Origin of the sequence: Corynebacterium sp. HMSC064H12 (assembly GCF_001809925.1) — a bacterium.
In the GTDB taxonomy this organism is placed as follows: Bacteria; Actinomycetota; Actinomycetes; order Mycobacteriales; family Mycobacteriaceae; genus Corynebacterium; species Corynebacterium jeikeium_D.
The window spans coordinates 13,295-32,822 of the sequence record NZ_KV799326.1; the positions used below are offsets into that span (position 1 = coordinate 13,295).

17 protein-coding genes are annotated in these 19,528 nt (G+C 59.5%); 9 read left to right on the forward strand and 8 right to left on the reverse strand.

The genetic code is table 11. The features are described 5' to 3' along the window. Positions 1-7 precede the first annotated feature (7 nt). Positions 8-880: a TrmH family RNA methyltransferase gene (locus HMPREF2681_RS01975; protein WP_070545908.1), complete on the forward strand. Its 873-nt coding sequence runs from the start codon at positions 8-10 to the stop codon at positions 878-880. Between the two features lie 3 nt (positions 881-883). On the opposite strand, the gene HMPREF2681_RS01980 is transcribed toward HMPREF2681_RS01975, so the two are convergent. The 3 genes from HMPREF2681_RS01980 to serC form a co-directional block, all read right to left on the reverse strand. Beyond that, the gene (locus tag HMPREF2681_RS01980; RefSeq protein WP_246815957.1) at positions 884-1,780 is read right to left on the reverse strand and encodes a DUF6928 family protein; all 897 of its coding nucleotides are present in this window, start codon (positions 1,778-1,780) and stop codon (positions 884-886) included. A 24-nt stretch (positions 1,781-1,804) separates the two neighbouring features. Further along, positions 1,805-2,932 carry a septation protein SepH gene (gene sepH / locus HMPREF2681_RS01985; RefSeq protein ID WP_083301581.1) on the reverse strand — a complete coding sequence of 376 codons (1,128 nt, stop codon included), beginning with the start codon at positions 2,930-2,932 and terminating at the stop codon, positions 1,805-1,807. 141 nt (positions 2,933-3,073) lie between these two features. Beyond that, complete coding sequence (gene serC, locus HMPREF2681_RS01990; protein WP_070545910.1) at positions 3,074-4,210, reverse strand: phosphoserine transaminase; 1,137 nt, start codon at positions 4,208-4,210, stop codon at positions 3,074-3,076. Positions 4,211-4,935: 725 nt separating this feature from the next. Here serC and HMPREF2681_RS01995 point away from each other — a divergent pair. Beyond that, the gene (locus tag HMPREF2681_RS01995) at positions 4,936-6,231 is read left to right on the forward strand and encodes a citrate synthase (RefSeq protein ID WP_016423307.1); all 1,296 of its coding nucleotides are present in this window, start codon (positions 4,936-4,938) and stop codon (positions 6,229-6,231) included. A 216-nt stretch (positions 6,232-6,447) separates the two neighbouring features. Further along, a complete protein-coding gene (locus tag HMPREF2681_RS02000; protein ID WP_005511805.1) occupies positions 6,448-6,807 on the forward strand; it encodes an FKBP-type peptidyl-prolyl cis-trans isomerase in 360 nt (119 codons plus the stop codon). 238 nt (positions 6,808-7,045) lie between these two features. Here HMPREF2681_RS02000 and HMPREF2681_RS02005 read toward each other — a convergent pair whose 3' ends face one another. Next, entirely contained in the window at positions 7,046-8,527 is a 1,482-nt protein-coding gene (locus HMPREF2681_RS02005; protein ID WP_070545912.1) for a carboxyl transferase domain-containing protein, read from the reverse strand. A 108-nt stretch (positions 8,528-8,635) separates the two neighbouring features. Between HMPREF2681_RS02005 and HMPREF2681_RS02010 the strand changes: the two genes are divergently transcribed. Next, positions 8,636-9,622, forward strand: coding sequence for a ribokinase (locus HMPREF2681_RS02010; RefSeq protein ID WP_016423305.1), 987 nt, complete (start codon positions 8,636-8,638; stop codon positions 9,620-9,622). An 89-nt stretch (positions 9,623-9,711) separates the two neighbouring features. Here HMPREF2681_RS02010 and HMPREF2681_RS02015 read toward each other — a convergent pair whose 3' ends face one another. Genes HMPREF2681_RS02015 through HMPREF2681_RS02030 form a run of 4 tightly spaced genes read right to left on the reverse strand, consistent with a single transcriptional unit; the run spans position 9,712 to position 12,775 of the window. Continuing rightward, on the reverse strand, positions 9,712-10,977 hold the full coding sequence (locus tag HMPREF2681_RS02015) for an ABC transporter permease (protein WP_070545914.1): 1,266 nt from the start codon (positions 10,975-10,977) through the stop codon (positions 9,712-9,714). Then, positions 10,974-11,879, reverse strand: a complete 906-nt coding sequence (locus HMPREF2681_RS02020; RefSeq protein WP_070545916.1) for an ABC transporter ATP-binding protein — start codon at positions 11,877-11,879, stop codon at positions 10,974-10,976. The genes HMPREF2681_RS02015 and HMPREF2681_RS02020 overlap by 4 nt, the downstream gene beginning before the upstream one ends. A gap of 60 nt (positions 11,880-11,939) precedes the next feature. Further along, on the reverse strand, positions 11,940-12,509 hold the full coding sequence (locus tag HMPREF2681_RS02025) for a hypothetical protein (RefSeq protein ID WP_070545918.1): 570 nt from the start codon (positions 12,507-12,509) through the stop codon (positions 11,940-11,942). 2 nt (positions 12,510-12,511) lie between these two features. Continuing rightward, entirely contained in the window at positions 12,512-12,775 is a 264-nt protein-coding gene (locus tag HMPREF2681_RS02030) for a helix-turn-helix transcriptional regulator (RefSeq protein ID WP_070545920.1), read from the reverse strand. A 133-nt stretch (positions 12,776-12,908) separates the two neighbouring features. On the opposite strand from HMPREF2681_RS02030, the gene HMPREF2681_RS02035 reads away from it, so the two are divergent. The 5 genes from HMPREF2681_RS02035 (at position 12,909) to HMPREF2681_RS02055 (ending at position 19,342) form a co-directional block, all read left to right on the forward strand. Beyond that, complete coding sequence (locus tag HMPREF2681_RS02035) at positions 12,909-13,775, forward strand: aldo/keto reductase (RefSeq protein WP_070545922.1); 867 nt, start codon at positions 12,909-12,911, stop codon at positions 13,773-13,775. Between the two features lie 61 nt (positions 13,776-13,836). Next, positions 13,837-14,589 carry an enoyl-CoA hydratase gene (locus HMPREF2681_RS02040; RefSeq protein WP_016423300.1) on the forward strand — a complete coding sequence of 251 codons (753 nt, stop codon included), beginning with the start codon at positions 13,837-13,839 and terminating at the stop codon, positions 14,587-14,589. Positions 14,590-14,630: 41 nt separating this feature from the next. Next, positions 14,631-17,084 (forward strand): HAD-IC family P-type ATPase, encoded by a 2,454-nt coding sequence (locus tag HMPREF2681_RS02045; RefSeq protein ID WP_070545924.1) that lies wholly within the window; start codon positions 14,631-14,633, stop codon positions 17,082-17,084. 225 nt (positions 17,085-17,309) lie between these two features. Beyond that, positions 17,310-17,687, forward strand: a complete 378-nt coding sequence (locus tag HMPREF2681_RS02050; RefSeq protein WP_070437585.1) for a DUF485 domain-containing protein — start codon at positions 17,310-17,312, stop codon at positions 17,685-17,687. A 2-nt stretch (positions 17,688-17,689) separates the two neighbouring features. Then, entirely contained in the window at positions 17,690-19,342 is a 1,653-nt protein-coding gene (locus tag HMPREF2681_RS02055) for a solute symporter family protein (RefSeq protein WP_070545926.1), read from the forward strand. Positions 19,343-19,528 lie beyond the last annotated feature (186 nt).

Here is a 19,528-nt window from a genome sequence, read left to right on the forward strand (position 1 = left end):
AGTTTCCATGAGTACCACCACATCCCTCGAACGCTTTGCGCCCATCGTCGTCGACGATCCCGCCGACAGCCGTCTCGATGACATCCGCAACCTCAACAAGTCCGATTCCCGCCCCGATTTGCCCGGTGGGAAGGGGCTGGTCATCGCCGAAGGCACGCTCATTGTGCCGCGGTTAGTGCGCTCACGCTTTCCGCTCCGCGCAGTCTTTGGTACTCGCCAGAAGCTCGCATCGCTTGCCGACGGACTGACCGCGAGCGAGGCCGCTATTGCGGAAACGGTGCCCTGGTTTGAACTCGACCGCGAGGTTCTGGCCGCAGCGGCCGGATTTGATCTTCACCGCGGCCTTCTGGCCACCGCTGACCGCGCGCCGGAGCTATCGGTGGACCAAGTTCTGAGCGGAGCCACCACCTTGGCCGTGATGGAGGGAGTCGGTGACCACGAGAACATCGGAGCCCTGTTCCGTAACGCGGCGGGCATGGGCGTGGATGGGGTCGTCTTCGGCGCGGCCTGCGCCGATCCGCTGTATCGCCGCAGCGTGCGCGTTTCCATGGGGCATGTGCTGACAGTCCCATTTGCGACTCTGCCCGGTACTACGACCACCTGGCAGCGAAGCCTGGACCAGCTCAAAGAGCAGGGCTTCCGCGTGGTGTCGATGACCCCTGCGGGCACGGTGGACCTGTGGGATGCCATGGACACGGACAAGGTCGCGATTCTCGTTGGCGCTGAGGGGCAGGGGCTTACCGAGCACGCGATGGCAGCCACCGATGTGCGTGCTCGCATTCCCATGTCACCGGGAACTGACAGCCTGAATGTGGCTACCTCCGCGGCGATCGCGTTCTACGAGCGACTGCGCGTTCAGTCGCAGCGCGCAGGGCGGTAGAAACTATTTCCCGAACTTGCCTCGCGCCCGCTGCCAGGTGCGGCCAGCGAAGTTCTTGGCCTTAGCCCCAAAGCGACTGAGCTCCTCCAGAAAGTCTCGGTTCGGCTCTGCGTTGTGAACTTCGTAGTCGTCGTAGGCGCGGTCAAGCTCTGCGCCAGACTCGGACGAACCCGGCTCACCCATTAGCCCGCGTGGACTACGAGACGTCGAATACGAAGCCCCGGGAGCCGCACGACGGCCATCCACCGCAAAACCACTAACAGGGATATCGGTAGCGGGCGAATGCGGGTCGAATCCGAGCCAGTCGGTGATGACGGCGTCGGCAAGCTCTGCCGGAACGAACGGCAAACCGACCCCCTCGCGTGGACGTGAACCCGTACCTTCGAAAGCATCGGGCAGCGGGCGGTGCTTGCCCGCCCAGAAGCTGCCCTCTGCGGGGCAGGGAAGACCGATGTCTTCCAGTGTGCGGTAGCGAGTAGCGGAGAAAGCACGCTTGAGCTCACCATCGTGCCAATGCGCAAAGGCACCGAAGCCCGTGGATTTATTCGACACACTCGCGTAGACGTCCGTGGCGGCAATCTCCTGGCGCAGACGAGGCGACAGCTTGGACAGCTGCGAGACATCATCGAGAACCGTCTGCAGTACGGCAACGCCCTCAAATCCACCGATGTAGTATTCACCGTCACCGGTTTCCGCCGAGCGGTTGAGCGGGAAATCACCAATCGGTGTTACCGGCAACGTCGAGTCATAGAGAGCTAGGAAACGACGCCCGAAACCGCGGTCATGCTGAACACCTGTCTCCAGGGTCGCAGCAGGGTCATTGGTGCTGATAAACCAAATCGTGACTACACCGCGGCGAATCGCGGAGAATTCGAAATCAGAAGCGTTGCCACTGGTCATGGAGCTCATTGTCGAGGGAAACTCCTACTTCTTCGGGCCGTTCGGACGTACGCCGAGTAGCACATCCTCCCACGACGGCATGACAGTCTTCTTCTTGCGCTTCGGCTGCTCCGCGTCCGGGTGCTGCAAGAACTCCGCCTCGTCAATATCGTCGTCGGCGGCATCGCTTTGCGACGGAACATCCTGCTCCCCGTGGCCTCGCTGCGGCTCCGCCGAAGACTGCCATGCGGCTGGCATCTCAGAGGTATCCGCGGTATCAGCAGCTCGATTGGCCTGCGGAGCCAAGTCTCGGTTGCGGCGGGCAAAGTCGGGGTCAATCAGCTCTGCTGCCAGCTCATTGCGAGCAATGGTGAGCGCGGAAAGTCCCTCCGCCTGGTAACTCCACTCAGCTACGTTGGTGGTGTGGCCGACATTCCAAGTAACCGTCACAATCCACTGTCCACTCGGGTCGCGGTAGGCGTCCCACGAGGCATCGGCGAGTTCCTGGCCACGGGCGGCAAAAGCGGTGGCGAGAATCTCCCACAGGGACAACTTGGCCGGGCCATCAATGCGACGTGGCTTCGACTGCTTGCCGAGCTCCGCAATACGTGCGCGCTCCGCAAGCACCGGGTAGGCGAAGGACTCAATCTTGCGCGGCTGCATGCCGCTGTACTCAATGAGCTCCTCCACCGTCTGGCCGCTGCGAATGCGATCCTGGATTTCGCGCGGCGACAAAACTACGCGGGGCTCTTCCAGAACTGGCTTCGGTGCCGTTGGAGTCTTCTTCGGTGCCCCGCCTGCCGTAGCGGAGTTGCCGGCCGCCTCGCTGCCTTCGGCCGCGTCGCCGCTTGCGGTGGTGGCTTCCGCTGTGCTGCCACTAGTGGAACTTCCGTCGGTGGAGCCCCTCTCTGCGGTAGCACTCTCCCCAGAGCTACCGCTGGCAGTGGCGGTGGCGGCGCTGGATCCGTCGGCAAGCGATGCGGAATCAGCTACAGCAGGGGAACCAGTGGCATCGGCGAGCTCGAAGTGCTCGACCAGGAAAGTGCGCAGGTTCTCGTCGAGAGGCAGCGTGAAGCGAAGTCCCTCCTGCCGTTCCTGCTCGGTGATATCGGCGGGAACGAGAATCAGTGAATCGGTCACATCGCCGTCCAGAACGGGCTTCAGCTCCCTCATGCGAGAACCTCCTTGTTGGTCGACGTTATAAGTAATGCTCACTAATCATGGTAAACGACAAAACTCCCGCGTCACGGACAAATGGGGCAATGCCCTTGCGCGTGGCGCGGGAGTTATGCGGCTGAGGCCGGTATTTGGCTGTTACTTTGCAGCGTAGCCGTTGTCCAGAACCCAGTCGATAGCGCCAGTCAGACGACGGATGTCCTCCGGGTCGATGGCCGGGAACATACCGATGCGCAGCTGGTTGCGGCCCAGCTTGCGGTACGGCTCGATGTCGAGGATGCCGTTGGCGCGCAGAACCTTGGCAATCTGTGCGGCGTCGATGTTGTCCTCGAAGTCGATGGTGCCGACGACCAGCGAGCGCTTTGCAGCATCGGTGACGAACGGAGTTGCCTCCGCGCGGTTCTCAGCCCAGTTGTAGAGGTGGGAGGAGGACTCGGTGGTGCGGGCAACCATGCCGTCGAGGCCGCCGTTGGCGTTCATCCACTTGACCTGATCAGCCAGCATCAGCAAAGTGCCGACGGCCGGGGTGTTGTAGGTCTGGTTCTTGCGGGAGTTATCAACGGCAGTCTGCAGGTTCAGGAAAGCCGGGATGAAGCGGTCGGAAGAATTGATCTTCTCAATACGATCGATGGCAGCCGGGGACATTGCAGCCAACCAGATGCCGCCGTCAGAAGCGAAGCACTTCTGCGGGGAGAAGTAGTAGACGTCAGCCTGGAACATGTCGACCGGGAGGCCGCCGGCACCGGAGGTGGCATCGATAGCCACGAGCTGGCCCTCGGAGCCTGCCGGGCGGGTGACCGGAACCATGGTGCCGGTGGAGGTCTCGTTGTGAGCCCAACCAATAAGGTCAACGCCCTCTTCGCCAGCGACAACCTCAGGTGCGGAACCCGGCTCTGCTTCGATGATCTGCGGAGCGTCGAGCCACGGAGCCATCTTGGAGGCCTTGGCAAACTTGGAGGAGAACTCACCGTAAGTCAGGTGAGCGGACTTCTTCTCGATGAGCCCAAAGGTGGCAGCATCCCAGAAAGCGGTTGCGCCGCCGAGGGACAGGACAATCTCGTAGCCTTCCGGAAGCTGGAAGAGCTCAGCCAGACCTTCGCGAACCTCACCAACAACGTTCTTCACTGCCGGCTGACGGTGGGAGGTACCCATGATAGAGGTACCGCCGTCAACGATTGCCTGAATCTGTGCCGGGCGAACCTTCGACGGACCGCAACCAAAGCGGCCGTCGCCGGGCTGGAACTCTTCAGGGAGGACTGGGAATTGATCGCTCATATGAGGCGCAACCTTTCAAAGTGCATTCAAAGTGAAGCTTGATATACAGCCGTTGTCTTCAAACTCTAGCGGTAATCGGGGGTACTTATAGCAAAAGGGTGGGGTTCAATTGCCCCCGCTTCCGTACTTTGCATAACAAAACAGGGTGGATTGGCGTATTTGCAAAGTTTGCGAAGAATTTTTTCCAGTTTTGTTGGTGCTGAAAACTTGGCGGTGTGGGGCCTCGGGCGGGCGGCGAGGGGTGAATTATTGTGGATTTAGTCGATGTGTTTTCGGGCGTCGGCTCGATGGCTTTTGAACTTTTAAAGACATTGGCCGCTGAATGGGCTCCTGACCTCCTGATTAGTAAATGAGCAGTGACAACGTAATAAACCCGTTTTTTCCATTTGCATTTCGGGGTGAAGAGGGGTCAAGATTGGGTAAGCCCAGGCTGCCCGAATGGGGTAGAGGGTGTTGCACTGCTCACACTCTTTGATATTGTGTGTTCTAATCCACTGCAGGTGTCGGTTCTTTATGGTTACGACACGGTCGATGTGAACTAAGCAAACTTTTTTCACAGGGCAAGATGCAATGGAACGCAAATGTCGCGCATAATTGAATCATTGAAAACAATGCGACCCCGAAGGGGTGGCGTGGAGTTGGGAGGCAGCATGCTGTTTTCCGCTGTGCCTGCTTCCCCCGCACTCTGGAGTCGTTAAGAAAAATTTTTCTGTGAAAGGGAAGTTGTGGCTACTAAAGACGGCAAAGCTGTACTCCACTACCCGGGCGGCGAGTTCGAGATGGACATCGTCAAGGCAACCGAGGGTAACGACGGTATCGCACTGGGCAAGATGCTCCAGGAAACTGGACTGACCACCTTTGACCCAGGCTACACCGCCACCGGTTCTACCGAGTCCAAGATCACTTACATCGACGGCGGTAACGGCATTCTGCGCTACCGCGGTTACCCGATTGAGCAGCTGGCTGAGAAGGCTACCTTCAACGAGGTTTCCTACCTGCTGATTCACGGCCACCTTCCGTCTGAGGAAGAGCTTGCGCAGTTCAACCACGACATTCGTCACCACACCCTGCTGGACGAGGACTTCCGTCGCGCATTCAGCATCTTCCCGCGTGGCGCACACCCGATGCAGACCCTGGCTTCCTCGGTCAACATTCTGGCTTCCTACTACCAGGACGAGCTGGATCCGCTGAACGAAGAGCAGCGCAACCTGGCTGCGGTTCGCCTGATGGCTAAGGTCCCGATGCTGGCTGCATACGCTTACCGCGCATCCAAGGGTGAGCCGTACATGTACCCGGACAACAACCTGAACGCTCGCGAGAACTTCCTGCGCATGATGTTCGGTTACCCGACCGCTGACTACGAGGTTGACCCGGTAGTGGTTGACGCTCTGGACAAGCTGCTCATCCTGCACGCTGACCATGAGCAGAACTGCTCCACCTCCACCGTCCGCATGGTCGCTTCCTCCGGCGCTTCCATGTTCGTCTCCATCGCTGCTGGTATCAACGCTCTGTCTGGCCCGCTGCACGGTGGCGCTAACCAGGCTGTTCTGGAGATGCTCGAGGACATCCAGCAGAACCACGGTGGCGACGCAACCGAGTTCATGAACCGCGTGAAGAACAAGGAGCCGGGCGTCCGCCTGATGGGCTTCGGTCACCGCGTCTACAAGTCCTACGACCCGCGTGCAGCTATCGCTAAGAAGACCGCTCACGAGGTGCTCCAGCACCTCGGCGGCGACGAGCTGCTGGATCTGGCTATGAAGCTGGAAGAGATTGCACTGGCTGATGACTACTTCGTCTCCCGCAAGCTCTACCCGAACGTTGACTTCTACACCGGTCTGATTTACCGCGCCATGGGCTTCCCGACGGACTTCTTCACCGTCCTGTTCGCCATCGGCCGCCTCCCGGGCTGGATCGCTCAGTTCAACGAGCAGGTCACTGACCCGGCATCGAAGATCAACCGCCCTCGCCAGATTTACACCGGCGAGACCGAGCGTGACTTCGTTCCGCGCGACCAGCGCTAAGGTTTCTAGCGATTACTGCGTAGGGGGTTCCTCGCAGGTAACTCAGCATAGAAAAGTCCAGCGTTGAAAACGCGAAAAGGCGCGTACTAGCCTTCGAAAGGTTGGTACGCGCCTTTTATTTTTCCTAGAATTTTAAGAAACCCCATTTGAGTTGGGTCCATTTAAGTTGGAATAATTGCCAGCTTTGATAAATGCCAACTGTGATAGGAGATTGTCTTGTCCAAGCCAGAACTCACTGCTAAGTCCGGTCCGGCTCCGACGGAACTCGTCATCAACGACCTCACTGTCGGTGACGGCAAGGAGGCCACCCCGGGTGCTCGCGTCGAGGTCCACTACGTGGGTGTTGACTACGAGACCGGTGAAGAGTTCGACTCTTCCTGGAACCGCGGCCAGTCCATCGAGTTCCCGCTGAACGGTCTGATTGCCGGTTGGCAGGAAGGCATTCCGGGCATGAAGGTCGGCGGTCGCCGCGAGCTGATTTGCCCGCCGGAGAAGGCTTACGGCCCGGCTGGTGCAGGACACTTCCTGTCTGGTAAGACCCTGGTCTTTGTCATCGACCTGTTGGACGTTAAGTAAAAGGCCACATGCTGGCTCTGTTGGCTGGCTGAGCTTCGCTTCGCGGTTCCTGCTCATCCCTCCGTCGGCGGTTTGCAGGATTTCCGGCGAAGAAAGTGACTGCGTTTATGACACTTCAGGCGTGAAAAATTGCCCAAAAGTGTCATAAACTCAGTCACTTTCTTGCTTTCTGAGGTTGGGGTGGGGGCTGAAGCCCCACACCAGCCCCACACCAGCCCCACACCAGCCCCCAGACCCCTTACTCACCCAGCGCGAAGCGACGGTAGTGGTCGAAACGCTGCTCACGGCCAACGCGAGCCGGATTCTTCTCTAGCTCCCAGAGGGCGTGCTCGATAGCACTCAGAGCACGGCGGGGCAGTTCGGCCGGATTCTCAGGTTCGGCCACAATCTCGTCGATGACCCCGGTCTTCAGCATGGCCTCGGCGCCAACGCCCTGCTCCTCCATCATTTCCGGGGCATGCTCGGTGTCTCGGTAGATAATCGCCGAAGCACCCTCCGGCGGCAACGGAGACATCCAGGCATCGTGCATTGCCAGCACGCGGTCAGAGGGCAGCATGGCCAGCGCACCGCCACCGCAGCCCTGGCCGAGAATGAGTGACACGGTCGGAACCTTCAAGTTCACCAGCGTGGTCAAGGTGCGGGCAATCTCGCCGGCCATGGCATTTTCCTCGGCGTCCTTGGTCAACTCAGCGCCTGGGGTGTCAATGACCGTGACCAGCGGAATGTTCAGGCTTTCCGCGATGCGCATCGCACGGCGGGCAAAACGCAGCGAACCCGGCCCCATTGGATGCGTGCCCAGCGGCGGCTGGTTATGGCGATCCTGGGCGACCAGAATCACCGGCCGCTCACCAATCCGCGCCAGGCGAGCCCGAACCGACAGCGACTTGTGGCCATCGCCGGTGCCGGAGATTGGCACGGAGCAGTCGACAAGGGCATCGATAATATCGCCGCCACCTGGACGAGAAGTATCGCGGGTGCGCAGGATAGCTTCCCAGGTATCGCGACCGTCAATGGCTGCTACTGGCGGTGGGGTGGGTTCGCTGGGGTCTCCGTCGGCAAGCACGTCGATGGTGCGGCGGACAGCGCCGCGCAGACCTTCGAGCGGAATGATGCCGTCGATAATGCCCTGCTTGAACAGGTTCTCGGAGGTCTGAACGCCTTCGGGCATGGGTTCGCCGGTAGCCAGCTCGACGACGCGCGGGCCGAGGAAGCCGAGAAGTGCGCCGGGCTCTGCGAAGGTGAAGTGGCCTGCCGACCCCCACGACGCCATGACACCACCGGTGGTGGGATTGCGCAGGTACACCAGGAATGGCAAGTGAGAATCCTTGTGGCGCGCCACTGCGGTGGTAATAGAGATCATGAGCGCGAACGCAGCAGTGCCCTCCTGCATGCGAGTGCCGCCCGAGGTCGGGGAGAGCAACAGCGGCAGCTGCTCCGCAGTCGCGCGCTCGATGCTGCGAATAATACGACGAGCGGTTGCGGCGCCGATAGAACCGCCGAGGAAGCCGAACTCAGAACAGATGACGGCGACGCGCTTGCCGCCGACGGTGCCTTCGCCGGTGATAACGGCCTCATCGAGACCGGTCTTCTCAGAGGCTCGGGACAGTGTGCCGCGGTAGGACTCGTCGATGTTGCCATGCTCGGGCGCGCCGTCCCAGGAGGTGAAACTTCCGTGGTCGAGGACGGTATCTATTACTTGTTGGGCGCTGATTCTAGCCATACCTCCACGGTAGTAAACAAGGGGTAAACCGGCTTAGTCGATGGTGGGCGGAAAGGGGTAGCGCTATTGTCGGAAAAAACGTGTCCGCACTACCGAGGAGTCGAACCAATGCCGATTACTGAGCGCCTCACCGAGCTGGCTGAACAGAGGCCAAACGTATGTGTCGTCGGTTCCATCAACGCAGACCTGACCGTCACCGTGAAGCGCCTGCCGCATGGTGGCGAGACTATCGAGGGCAGTCCTCTGCGCATTCTGCCGGGCGGTAAGTCGGCGAATCAGGCGGCGACGGCTGGAAGACTGGGCGCGGCCGTGGAACTGGTCGGCGCGGTCGGTTCGGATCCCAATGCGCAGTTGCTGCGCGACGCGCTTACCGACGCTCACGTGGACATCTCTGCAGTTGAGACCGTCGACTCTGCCACTGGTACAGCCATGATTGTCGTTGATGATGCGGCGGAGAATTTCATTGTCATCTCCGCTGGCGCCAATGGTGAAGTCGATGCTGAGATGGTGCGCAGTCATGCGGACAAGATTCAGCGGGCTGGGTGCCTCGGTCTGTGTCTGGAGATTTGTGATGAGGCTGTCCTGGCCGCCGCACAGATTGCCCACGATGCGGGTGTGCCGGTGGTGTTCAACCTGTCGCCGATTCGGGCGGTCAGTGAGGATCTGCTCGCGCTGGTCGATGTCCTCATTGTCAACGAGCACGAACTCGCAGCCATCATCGGCTCCGAGCGCGCGGTCGCCGGTTGCGAGCACGGTCAGTGGGATGCGGTTGGGCGCGCGCTTGCCGACGAACACGGGATTTCCACGGCCATTGTCACACTTGGCGGGGAGGGGTCTGCGGTCTTGAGGACGTCGGAAAGCGAGGTGGCAGTCACTCGCATTCCAGCGCTGCCCATCGAGGTCGTGGACACCACGGGCTGCGGTGATGCGTACATGGGTACGGTCCTCACCGCGTTGGCCGCGGGCGATGATGTGGTGACGGCAGCTCGTCTTGCGGCGGTGGTCTCGGCTCATGCGGCGACAGGCGTGGGGGCGCAGACCTCCTATGGCGAGACAGGAAAAATCGCGCAGTTTGCGGCGGACCATGGTCTATAAGGTGCGCTGAGCAAACTACGCGATTGACGATTATTCGGTTTTAGGTGACCGTGGCCGAAGGAGTCACGCTCTTTTGGGCAGGGCTGGGGCTAGCTCTTGGCTGTCAGAGCCTTCTTCCAGCTGACCGCGGCACCGGTGCGCAGGACATTGCGCGGGTAGATCCAGGCGGCGAGTGCGATGACTGCGGCTACTCCCACAACCATGATTAGCAGCGAAGCCGCCAACTGGAGTGCGGAGAAGTTGCCAACGGCGTACTGCATCGGGGCAGTGGTGATGGAAACCGGTGGAATCCACGCTGCAATCTGCATGACGGTAGAGTCCAGCTTGCTCCAGCCAAACAGCGGAACATACATCGTGATCAGCGAGAACACCAGTACCGGCATCTGTGCGCCCTGGAAATCTTCCATACGGCTGACCAAGGATGCGGAGGCTGCATACAGCGCGGCGAAGAAGAAGTAACCGAGGATGAAGCACGGGACCAGCAGCCAGACTGCGGACCACGGCACATCGAAGCTCTCCGCCAATCCGGTAATCATGAGGGCAACTGCGGCGCTGGCGGTCAGCACACTCATCATGATGATGCCGGCCAGACCGGCGCCGAGGATCTTGCCGGCCAACAGGTGCGCCGGGCGGACTGTCGAGAGAATGATCTCGATGACACGGGAGGACTTCTCCTCGATGACGCTGGTGGCCACTGCGCCACCGAAGACGAGGATGGCGGTCATCATGACCATCACACCGATTAGCGTGATGAGCATCGCAGGCATCTTCTCGTCTTTTGCTTCATCCAGGGATTCCACCGACACGGCTGCGCTTTGAGTCTTGGAGAAAAACTCGCCGGGGTTGATTCCGTTTTCGCTGAGCAGCATGGCTTCGTTCTGTTTCTGCAGCGACTCCTGCAGCATTGGGGCTAGCCAGGATGGGGCGTCGTCGGCAAGCAGCTTCCACGAGCCCTCCTTGCCTTCTGCGGTGTCGGGGACGAGAGCGGCGTCGGCATCACCGTCGGTGACGGCAGCGCGAGCGGCCTTGTCGTCTGCCGCGGATGTAATCTCCAACGGTGACAGTGATGCCGTGGCAAATGCCCCGGCTGCGGCATCCGCACCTTCAGCATCTTTCATTTCGGCGGTGGCGTCGGCGAGAGAGTCCGCGAACGGCGCTTCTCCGACGACCGCGATCTTGACAGCGTCATTATCGGACTTGGAAGTCATGTAGTCGGCAACGAAGATACCGCCGACGACCGCCACTGCCATGATGATGAGCGTGATCAGCGAGCTCTTCTTCAGTAGATGCTCGCGGAGTTCGCGGACGAAAACGGTCTTGACGGCCGTTGAGGCGTTGTAAGTGTTGGTGCTCATTGCTGTACGGCCTCCTGGTAGAGCTCGGTAAGTGGAATTTGCAGAGGTCCGAACGAACGGACCGTTCCCGCTGCCATTGCGCTGTGCAGTAGCTTCTGGTCGGTGTCGGCTGGGGCGTCGGAATCGAGGTGAACGACGGTGGAGCCGTGGGCCTCGCGCTCCACGCTTGTTACGCCTTCGACAGAGGTCGCCCAATCCTGGGACGCGCTATCGAGCTTGACGACGAAAGCCCGTGGACCACGTGCTCGGAGCTCATCAACGGTGCCTTCCACGAGCATGCGGCCGTCGCGGATGATGCCGACGCGGTCACACATACGCTCAACGAGATCGAGCTGGTGGGAAGAGAACACAATCGGGGTGCCTCGGTCGGCGTACTCCTTGAGTACGGAGCTCATCACCTTGACCGCAACTGGGTCGAGGCCGGAGAAGGGCTCGTCGAGGACGAGTACCTCCGGGTCGTGGACGAGGGAGGCGGCCAGCTGCACTCGCTGCTGATTTCCGAGCGAGAGCGTGTCGACCTTGTCGTTGGCGCGCTCAGTGAGACCGAGGCGCGCCAACAAGTTGTCGGCGTTGGACTCCGCGCGCTTGGTGGGCACACCGTGCAAGCGAGCAAAGTAGATCAGCTGCTTGCGGACTTCAGCCTTCGGGTAGAGACCGCGTTCTTCTGGCATGTAGCCAATCGTGCGGCGCAGCGAGTCATTCATCGGGGTATTGCCGATGCGCACTTCGCCTTTATCGGTGGCCAGCACGCCGAGGGCAATGCGCATGGTGGTGGTCTTGCCGGCACCGTTAGAGCCGACGAAGCCGTAGATTTCTCCAGGGTGAACTTGGAAGCTCATGCCACGGAGAACCTGCAGGTCTCCGTAGGACTTCTCAAGCCCGTCAAGAATGAGGCTGTTCATGGTGATCCTTAGATTGAGGAGTGAAGGGCAGAGGAGGGATGTGAGTTTTTTGAGCCAGTGCTAGTCGTCCCGCAGGTTCCAGGCATAGACGACGGTGGGAAGCGAGGAAATGTAAAGGAAAGCGATAATTCCGAAGATTCCGAAGCTGTACGGAATGTAGTGTCCCCAGTCAGGCTGCGCGTTCAGAACATAGGTGCCCACCAGAACTAGAGCGAGGAAGGACACTAGGCCGAAGTAGATGAAGCAGCGATATGTCAGCCCCCGCAGGTTCAAAATTTGTTCTTGCTGGTACTCGTCCAGCAGTGAGGTGGGTGCACTGTCGACCATGTCGACTGTGATGTTGAGGCTGGTCCAGACGACAATCACAATGAGGGAAATCACTGGCCAGAGCAGAGAAAGCCAGCCCGGGAAAATATCGGTCAGAGTGCCGAGAAGCGCGATGCCACTAATCAGCATCAGCACAAGGCATACCTCGAATGCGATGACCAGCTTTCGCCGCGCCGCCTGGTTGCGCCATTTGGGCAGCCAGCTCGACATCTGCTCGACGCGCTTTGTGTACTTCGCTTCGCGCCGAGCTTCTAGCTTCTCGAAAAAGCTCGGTGTTGCGTTTTCAGTCCGAATAGTTGGCATCGTTAGCTTTCCTTTCGGTATAGGGCAGAGGACATGGGCTTGAATTCCTCGCGAGAGAACACCGCCTCAACGGGGAGATCGAACACCGCGCAGATACGAAATGCCAGATCCAGGCTGGGGTAGTGGTCACCTCGCTCCAACGCACCAATCGTTTGAGGATTGACCTCTACTTGTTTGGCTAGTTCGGCTCGGCTGAGTCCGTGTTCTGCCCGCAGCACTGAAATTCTGTTGAATATCTGTTCTTTGGGTTTAATCTTTGGGGACACACCCCAAAGTGTTGTATAAACGCAACGTTCCGTCAACCGTTTGCAACAAAATGAATGGCAATCACTTTTTTAAATCGCAGGTCAGCGGGGCAGAAAAAATCTAAAAAATTTTCAGTCCGTACACTCGGTTGGCATGACCACACTCGATCTGAAGTACGATGCAGCGACAACCGGAATTGTCAACGTGGAAATGGTTGATGGTAACGCCATCCCGATTCTGGGGTTTGGTACCTACAAGCTCGACGATGAGCAAGCGCGTGAATCCGTGCGCTATGCCCTGGAGCTCGGATACCGTCACATCGACACCGCATCGCTCTATGGCAATGAGCGTGGAGTTGGGCAGGGAATTACTGATGCGGTCGCTGCGAACGTCGTAAAGCGTGAAGATATCTTCGTGACCACGAAGGTCTGGAACGATGCGCAGGAGACGGCGGCGACGCGCGAATCCGTGCAGGCATCTTTGGAGCGGCTCGGCCTTGACTATGTTGACCTGGTGCTTGTGCACTGGCCGGTGGAGAAGCAGGGGACGTTTGGGCAGTGCTTCGACACGCTGCTAGAGCTCAAGCGCGAGGGGCTGATTCGCTCGGTTGGTGTGGCGAACTTCTACCCAGAGGTCCTCGACCAGCTCTCCGAGGTTCCGGTGGTCAATCAGATTGAGCTGCATCCGCAGTTCCCGCAGGATGAGCAGGTTGTAGATGATCGTCGCCGCGGCATCGTCACGCAGGCGTGGTCGCCGCTGGGACGTGCGAAGTACTTTGAAGGCTCGCCGATTGCTGAAATCGCAGACCGCCTGGGTAAAACTCCCGCCCAAGTTGCTATCCGCTGGCACCTCCAGCGTGGCATCGTGGCCATCCCGAAGTCGGGCACGCCGTCGCGCATCAAGGAGAACTTTCAGGTCACCGACTTTGAGCTCACCGACGAGGACATGGAAACGATTGCGTCGATGGCGCGTGCCGACGGGCGCCTGAGTGGCGACCCGCGGGTATTCGGCAACGAATAAGCGAATTTAGATTTGCTTATAGCCCCATCACTATTGGTGTTTCGCGGGTAGCCTAAATGCTATGACGAACCCAGCATCTGAAATCCGCGTCGAAGCCGACGGCGCAATTGTCACTATCACCATCGACCGAGATCATAAGCGCAACTCCCTGACTGCCGACGTGTGTCGTGACATCGCCGATGCGGTGGAAGCTGCCGCTGAGGTTCCAGAGCAGCGCGTTATCCTGCTGCGCGGCGAAGGCCGCGCTTTCTGTGCGGGCGCCGACCTGAGTGGCCAGCACCATGAAGATTCCTTCCACGAACAGCTCCGTCGAATGCTGCGCACAATCGAGGCCAGCCGTCTGGTGGTTATAGCGGATGTGCAGGGGCCGGCTGTCGGCGCTGGGATGCAGCTGGCGATGGCGGCCGATTTGCGCGTCGTGGGTGAGCGCGGCTGGTTTATGATTCCGCCGGTCAAGCTCGGTATCGCTGTCGATGCCTGGACAATTCGCCGCGTGCGCGTCCTCGTCGGCGGTGCCCGTGCCCGCACTATTCTGTTGGCGGCCGAGCGCATGGATCAGGAAGCCGCCCGCGGTTGCGGTCTGGCTTCCTACCTCGGTGGTCCGGACAAGGCGGAGGAGGTAGCGCTTCGTATCGCCACCTACGCGCCCCTGTCGCTGGCCTACCACAAGGCAGTGCTCAACGACGATGAGACGCATAGCCCGTTGAAGGACTACCAGCAGGAGCTCTACAACACGGTGTGGGCTTCCGAGGATGCTGCGGAGGCATCGAAGGCGCGAGCCGAAAAGCGCGAACCAAATTTCATTGGCAAATAGGTCGAATAGGTTCAGCAATTAGGCGAATAGGGTAGGCAGGCATGGGCTCGTGGAAAACTCCCGACAGTGGTCTTACTCAACAGCAGGTCCAGCAACGCATCGAGTTGGGGCACGTCAACGAGCTGCCGCCAACATCCGGGCGCAGTGTGTGGGACATTATCCGTGCCAATGTGTTTACCCGGATTAACGGTATTCTCGCTGTTTTATTCGCAGTCGTGCTCTATACCGGCTCAATCGTCAACGGTGCCTTTGGTCTGCTGATTATCGCCAACTCTATCGTCGGCATCATCCAAGAACTGCGTGCCAAGCGCACACTGGACAAGCTTTCCATTGTCGGCCGTGCAAAACCCATGGTCATTCGCGACGGGGAGCCTGCTCGCGAGATCGACCGCGAGTCCGTCGTCCTCGACGATCTCATCGAGGTTGGTCCCGGTGACCAAATCGTCGTTGACGGTATTCTCCGCTACGCCTCTGACGTGGCTGTCGATGAGTCCTCTCTCACCGGTGAATCCGATGCCGTCGATAAGAGCGTTGGGGACATGGTCTACTCGGGTTCCTCGGTCGTGGTGGGGTCGGCGCGATATCAGGCCACCAAAGTGGGCAAGGAGGCTTACGCCGCCAAGCTCGCAGCTGAGGCCAACAAATTCACGCTGACTGATTCCCAGCTCTTCCGCGGCATCAACAAGATCCTGACCTACATTTCCTGGATTCTCATTCCCGTCGGTGCCTTGGCAATCTATACGCAGCTCTTTGTCGCCGGCGATGATTTCAACGATGCGCTGCTGGGGATGGTCGCCACGCTGGTGCCCATGGTCCCTGAGGGGCTTGTCCTCATGACCACCATCGCATTTGCCCTTGGGGTGGTGCGCTTGGGGCGACATCGCGTGCTGGTCAATGAGTTGCCCGCCATCGAAGGTCTCGCGCGTGTCGACACCGTGTGTGTCGACAAAACTGGCACGCTCACCGAAAATGCGATGCAGCTAGTGGAAGTCGACATCGTATCGGGTGACGGTACCTCCCGCGATGAGGTCGACTCCGCACTCATCGATCTGTGCAAGCTCGACGATCGCCCCAACGCAACGGCTCGTGCACTGCTCGATGGACTTGCGGACGCAGGGGACGTCGTAAAGCATGAACAAACCAAAACCCGCCCCTTTACCTCGGCGAATAAGTGGTCGGCGCTGACGTATCACGGCGGTGCGACGTGGGTTTTCGGCGCGCCCGATGTGCTTGTCGACGACTACGCGGTCGGCATGCAGAAAGCTCGGGAGCTTATGGAGGAAGGACTTCGTGTGCTCCTGCTCGCGCGGACCTCAGTTGGGGCAGATGACCTGCCCGGCGGTGCGCTGCGGAAGAGTGGCGAGGTGGAGTTGGAGCCAGTCGCACTTGTCGTGCTGGGGCAGAAGGTGCGTTCAGATGCGGCGGACACGGTGGCCTACTTCTATGAAGAAGGCGTCGAGGTCAAGGTCATTTCTGGTGACAATGACCGCTCCGTGGGGGCTGTTGCACGTGAGCTGGAAATGGAGGGGGCTAACAATCCTGTCGATGCGTCTGAGCTTCCGGTCAGCCGCGATGAGAATAGCGAAGCCAAGCCCACCGAGATCCGCAACGAGTTCGCAGACATTGTGGAGTCGCGGCAGATCTTCGGCCGTGTCACGGCGGAGAATAAGCGCGATATGGTTCATGCGCTGCAGTCGCGGGGGCATCATGTGGCGATGACCGGTGATGGTGTCAATGATGTGCTGGCGCTGAAAGCGGCGAACCTGGGCGTGGCTATGGGGGATGGGGCGCCGGCGACACGTTCGGTTGCGCAGTTGGTGCTGTTGGATAATCGCTTCGCCGTGATGCCGATGATTGTGGCGGAGGGGCGTCGCGTCATTGGCAATATCGAGCGTGTGGCCAACCTCTTTTTGACGAAGACCATCTACTCGGTGGTGCTGGCGCTGGCTGTGGGGCTGTGGGGGATGGATTATCCATTCGAGCCGATTCACGTGACGATTACGGGTTGGTTCACAATTGGAATCCCGGCGTTCGTGCTGTCGTTGGCTCCTAACTTGGAGCGTGCGCGCGATGGTTTCGTGCGGCGCGTGTTGCGCTTAGCGATACCGGCGGGCATCACGGTGGGGTTGTTGACCTTCATGTTTTGGTTGTGGGCAAACCCGGGAGTCGACGCCAGCGATGCGGCACGAGGGGAGGCGTCTACTGCGACCCTCATTGTGCTGATTGTTTCGGCATTTTGGGTTTTGGTGGTCGTGGCTAGGCCATACACCTGGTGGAAGGTTCTGTTGCTGGCGGTATCGGCAGGAGCCTACCTGTTCATCTTCTCGGTTCGTTCAGTGGCCACAGTGCTTAATCTGTACTGGGTAGGGCGGGAGCTGTTGATTCCCGCGCTGATCGTGGGGGCCATCGGCGCGGTCATTATCGAAGCGCTGTGGTGGTGGCGTCAGAGTAAGCCATTGCCGGAAGAAGCGGAGAACACGAGTACAACGGCGTAAATGGGGGTAGTAAAACGGCGCCTAAGTATGCAGGTAATGGCGTTTTTGGGGGTGCCTTAAGGCTCGCTGAGAAGTAGTTAGTCGCATTTAACTTCTTTGCTAACTGTGTTCCAGGTAACTTTGTTTCCACACATAATGAAAAATGTGGTGCATGGCACACCCTCGGGGTGGCTGTGCTGGACCTCATTACGAACACCTGCATAACTTCCTGGAAAGGATTAGCCCGTGTCCGCAACTCCCTTGCCGACAGACCGGCATAAGCCACAGGCGGCCGAGTACCGCTACGTGCAAAACTCAGCGCAGTTCCAAGAGCTCCGCTCTACATTCCGTTCTTTCGCCATCCCGATGACCGTCGCAGGTCTGGTGTGGTACATCGCATTCGTTTTGCTTGCGACGTTCGCGCCGGATCTCATGGCGACTCCCGTACTGGGCAATATCAACCTGGGCATCGTCCTTGGTCTGCTTCAGTTCGTGACCACCTTCGCCATCACTTGGGTGTACATCAACTTCGCCAACAAGAAGCTTGAGCCGATGCAGGCAGAGCTGCGCGAGGCACTGGAAAGCGGAGAAATCGCTGAAATCGTCGCAAAGAAGGAGGCATAGGCATGCTGACTAGTTTCTTTGCTGCAGATGACACTGCAGCAGCAGGTAACCCGATTCTCAACATCGCGGTCTTCGTCGCCTTCATTGTTGCGACCATGTTCATCGTTACTCGAGTGGGCAAGGGCGGAAACAAGGGAGCATCAGACTTTTACACCGGTGGCGCACAGTTCTCCGGTACCCAAAACGGTCTTGCCATTGCGGGTGACTACCTCTCGGCGGCTTCCTTCCTCGGTATCGTCGGCGCCATCGCGCTGACTGGTTACGACGGATTCCTTTACTCCATCGGCTTCTTCGTAGCCTGGCTGGTCGCGCTGCTGTTGGTTGCAGAGCCGCTGCGAAACGTCGGTAAGTTCACCATGGCCGACGTGCTGTCCTTCCGTCTTAAGCAGCGCCCGGTACGTACTGCGGCTGCTATCTCGACCCTCGCGGTGACCCTGTTCTACCTCATCGCGCAGATGGCCGGTGCAGGTTCCCTGGTCGCCGTGCTGCTCAACATCCACGACTCCACTCAGCAGTCCATCGTTGTCGCAGTCGTCGGCATCATCATGGTTGCCTACGTCCTCATCGGTGGTATGAAGGGCACGACTTACGTGCAGATGATTAAGGCCGTCCTGCTGGTCGGTGCTGTCATCATCATGACCCTGATCATCCTGATTGGCGTTAAGGGCAACTTCTCCCAGCTCCTGCAGGACGCAGTGGACATGCACGCAAGCTCGGATTACATCGCCGAGAAGGGCTACGAAGCCTCCGCCATTCTTGAGCCGGGTCTGAAGTACGGCGGCTCCTTCGTCCAGCAGCTGGACTTCATCTCTCTGGGCCTGGCACTGGTCCTCGGTGTTGCTGGTCTGCCACACGTGCTCATGCGCTTCTACACGGTGCCGACCGCAAAGGAAGCTCGTAAGTCCGTGACTTGGGCAATCATCCTCATCGGTGGTTTCTACCTGCTGACCCTGGTGCTCGGCTACGGTGCTGCTGCACTCGTCGGCCCGGACCGCATCATGGCCGCGCCGGGCGGGGCCAACGCTGCAGCTCCGCTGCTGGCCTTCGAAATCGGTGGCTCCATCTTCATGGCTGTGATTTCCGCAGTGGCGTTCGCTACCGTGCTGGCCGTGGTCGCTGGTCTGGCAATTACCGCTTCCGCGTCTGTCGGCCAGGACCTCTACCAGGCCGTGATTCGCAAGGGACAGGCCACGGAAGCCGAGCAGGTTCGTGTCTCCCGCATTACCGTTATCGTGCTGGGTGTTGTCGCCATTATCCTCGGCATCCTGGCCATGGGGCAGAACGTCGCCTTCCTGGTGTCGCTGGCCTTCGCAGTGGCAGCATCCGCAAACGTGTCGACCATCCTGATGTCCCTGTTCTGGAAGCGCTTCAACACCGCAGGCGCAGTTGCCTCCATGTACACCGGTGTCATCGCCTCGCTGGTTCTGATTATCTTCTCCCCGGCAGTCTCCGGCGCTGAGTCCTCGATGATTCCGTCCGTTGACTTCTCCTGGTTCCCGCTGACCTCGCCGGGTCTGCTCGCAATCCCGCTGGCGTTCCTGGCTGGCATCATCGCCACCTACATGGGTAAGCCGGATAACTTCGATGACCTGGCAGCTGAGATGGAAGTTCGCTCCCTGACCGGTGTTGGTACCGAGGCTGCGGTTGATCACTAATAACCACTGAGCCTTTGGCTGGCAACGCTGTCCGAACAGCTCGGCCAAACTCAATTAACTGAATAGACAAATGCAAAAGCCCCGTTATCGTCACTGGTAGCGGGGCCTTTGTGGTGGGCGCGGGGTCGTCGTCAAGCATGTGCGAATCAGTGCATGATAGTTAATGGACGGGCCTGTTGCCCTGGA

Excerpts from the sequence above, each read along its gene's own strand:
- HMPREF2681_RS01975 (WP_070545908.1), top strand. The coding sequence starts at position 8 with ATGAGTACCACCACATCCCTCGAACGCTTTGCGCCCATCGTCGTCGAC.
- HMPREF2681_RS01980 (WP_246815957.1), bottom strand. The coding sequence starts at position 1,780 with ATGACCAGTGGCAACGCTTCTGATTTCGAATTCTCCGCGATTCGCCGC.
- sepH (WP_083301581.1), bottom strand. The coding sequence starts at position 2,932 with ATGAGGGAGCTGAAGCCCGTTCTGGACGGCGATGTGACCGATTCACTG.
- serC (WP_070545910.1), bottom strand. The coding sequence starts at position 4,210 with ATGAGCGATCAATTCCCAGTCCTCCCTGAAGAGTTCCAGCCCGGCGAC.
- HMPREF2681_RS02005 (WP_070545912.1), bottom strand. The coding sequence starts at position 8,527 with ATGGCTAGAATCAGCGCCCAACAAGTAATAGATACCGTCCTCGACCAC.
- HMPREF2681_RS02010 (WP_016423305.1), top strand. The coding sequence starts at position 8,636 with ATGCCGATTACTGAGCGCCTCACCGAGCTGGCTGAACAGAGGCCAAAC.
- HMPREF2681_RS02015 (WP_070545914.1), bottom strand. The coding sequence starts at position 10,977 with ATGAGCACCAACACTTACAACGCCTCAACGGCCGTCAAGACCGTTTTC.
- HMPREF2681_RS02020 (WP_070545916.1), bottom strand. The coding sequence starts at position 11,879 with ATGAACAGCCTCATTCTTGACGGGCTTGAGAAGTCCTACGGAGACCTG.
- HMPREF2681_RS02025 (WP_070545918.1), bottom strand. The coding sequence starts at position 12,509 with ATGCCAACTATTCGGACTGAAAACGCAACACCGAGCTTTTTCGAGAAG.
- HMPREF2681_RS02035 (WP_070545922.1), top strand. The coding sequence starts at position 12,909 with ATGACCACACTCGATCTGAAGTACGATGCAGCGACAACCGGAATTGTC.
- HMPREF2681_RS02040 (WP_016423300.1), top strand. The coding sequence starts at position 13,837 with ATGACGAACCCAGCATCTGAAATCCGCGTCGAAGCCGACGGCGCAATT.
- HMPREF2681_RS02045 (WP_070545924.1), top strand. The coding sequence starts at position 14,631 with ATGGGCTCGTGGAAAACTCCCGACAGTGGTCTTACTCAACAGCAGGTC.
- HMPREF2681_RS02055 (WP_070545926.1), top strand. The coding sequence starts at position 17,690 with ATGCTGACTAGTTTCTTTGCTGCAGATGACACTGCAGCAGCAGGTAAC.